Source organism: Microcoleus sp. Pol12A5 (assembly GCF_036701435.1).
GTDB lineage: Bacteria > Cyanobacteriota > Cyanobacteriia > Cyanobacteriales > Microcoleaceae > Microcoleus.
Genome location: NZ_JAUBQU010000256.1, coordinates 1 through 2,595 on the forward strand (window position 1 = coordinate 1; position 2,595 = coordinate 2,595).

Annotated in this window: 1 protein-coding gene; it reads right to left on the reverse strand. The window is 39.0% G+C overall.

Annotation, left to right across the window (positions count from 1 at the left end; translation table 11 throughout):
- A partial coding sequence (locus QUA45_RS28495) for an nSTAND1 domain-containing NTPase (protein ID WP_445305358.1) occupies positions 1–2,595 on the reverse strand: 2,595 nt, incomplete at both ends.

Here is a 2,595-nt window from a genome sequence, read left to right on the forward strand (position 1 = left end):
GCCATCCGATCTCCACAGCTTGGCTGTATTATTTCTCTCTACAGTAACCATGAGCTTACCATCAGGACTGACTTCGGGAAATGACGAATTCAGCTCGAAGGTATTCAGTAATTTGTTTGTACTGTTCCAGAGTTTTGTCGTCGCCTGAGTACCCATTAAAGCAATTACCTTACCGTCGAGACTGAAACTTGCGTTTTCCATGCGATCGGCAAGTTCTATGGAATTTTTTACGGTTCCGTCGCGGTTCCAAAACTTCAACTGGTTATTATCAATAGAAACGGGAAAATTGTCAGGGGTAAGCCCGATAATATTGCTTTTATTAATTCCCTCTTCATGGATCTCCAAAGTCTCTGAATCTAAACTCACAAGTTTCACTACATTGTCCTTACCAGCTAAGGCAATAGTTTTAGTATCAAAACTAAAATTGCCAGGGGTCGGAGCGCGCAGGCTTAAATCTTTCAACAGTTCAATTTTACTAGCTTCTATCTTCAAAATACTCCATCTATTCCATTTGTCAACAGTAGCCAGCAACTTACTATCATAACTGAAACAAGCGAAAACAGGAATGCTAAAATCTAGTATATTAAAAGTTGTGAGTAAAATACCATTAATTTTCCAGATTTTGAGGGTATTGTCCCTACTAGCTACACTCAAAGTTTTGCTATCTGGACTGAATGCTAAGTCAAGAACGCCAGAACTATTTATAGATTGAAGTTGCTTTCCATCTGAACTCCACAGTTTGATAGTACCATCCTCACTAGCTGAAGCAATCCTTTGACCATCCGGGCTAAAACGCACGATGTTAACAGTAGAATTATGCCCTGGCAGCGTTTTAATTCGAGTGCCATCAATTTTCCAAAGTCTTACACTATTGTCCCGGCTAGCAGAAACAATTGTCTTACCGTCAGGACTAAATCGAATATTTGTCACCCAGTCGCGATGTCCTTCTAAAGTTGTAATTAATGTGCCATTAAGACGCCACAAGTAGATTTTATTATCCTTGTTTCCAGCAGCAATGATTTGACTATCTGGGCTAAAGGCAACGCTAGTGAATTCATTCCTATATTTTCCTTGTAAAGCAGGTTTTTTCTCGCTACCGTCGCGGTTCCAAAGTTTCACCGTTTTATCTTTACTACTAGAAGCAATAAATTTGCCATCAGGGCTAAAACTAATATCTGTAATAGTATCGGTATGACCCTCCAATCGGTTGCGCTCTTTTACGCTATAAACAACCTCCTGCAATCTCGACACCACTTGATTCCTAGTATTCGCTTCTATTCTCCATCCGTGTTTGAGCTTCTTTCCAGCTTTTAAACCTTCTACCAACGCCTCTAACTCTTTATCTGAAGCCAATAAAGATTCGGAATTAGCACTAATTTGCTTGAGTTCAGCATTAGTTTGACCGATTTTCGCCTCAACTCCAAATACACCTGCAAGAACTGCGAGAACTGCCATGATAGCCCCGCCGGCCATTGCCAGTTTTAATTGTCGTTTTAGCACCCGATTTAACTCAGCTTCACTGCGCTTTCTTTGCGCTCTTTCTTTTTCCAATTCTTCAATCAGTTCATTATTTTTTTGGCGACGCACGAAATCAGCCAGATAATCGTGAACCAGTTGATAGCGATTGTCGGGAAAACTAGGTAACAGCAATACCAACCCAGACTTAACAAAAATTTCTAGAACTAACTCTAAGTGACGGATATCTGTTAGTAAGTCTTCTAAACCTTTTTTTAAATCATCACGAGTTCGGAGTGGTCGAGTGCTATTTTCATCTGTTAGTAGCCACAAAACAAGTTCAGCAAGCTGCTTATTTTCTGAACCGCAGTCTTTAATAACTTCTTTTAAAAATCTCGCTACCAGTGCTGCTTTCGGCCCTTTTTTTTGATATTCGGCTAGGGTCGTAATATTCTCAGATTGTAATTGTGCGCCCACAATTTGCAGTTCGACTGGACGCACCTCGTTAACTTCTCCTGCTAAATCTTTAACAAGTTCGTCAATCAAAGCCGGTTCTAACTCAAACTGAGTTCTTTCAGTTAAACTTTGAATAACTAACTTTGCCTCATCTGGCTTAAAGTTACCTAAGTAAAAAATAATATTTTTATCCAAAATATTATCATGAATTACATCAAATCTCGTGAAGCGCGTACATTCTAATAAATAATGCAGGTAATCTTCTCGAAGGGAAAGAATTACTTTTACATAAGGGATCTCTAAACAAGCGCGCAAAAAATCATAAAACTTTTTTCTTTGTAAGCTGTCTTTACAAATAAAGAAAAATTCTTCAAATTGGTCAAAAATCAGAATGGTTAACAGATTATGCTCCGCATTTTTTCGCAATTGAGCGAGCAGAGAGTCTGTTAAACTCAAGCTAGGAGAGTTAAGCTCAAAATCAGATTCGCGATCTTCTGTTTCTTCGACACTAAAAAGGGTTAAAGAAAATCCTTTTTGAATACTGACCAGTTCCTTTTTCAAACACTTAGCCAGTTCATCAGCCCAATCTGCATAAACCTGCTGTAAAACTGGCAGAACACTGCGGGCATTTATCGGCTTTTGTTTTAAAGCAGGGATTAGTCCAGCCTGTTCAATTGAACTTTT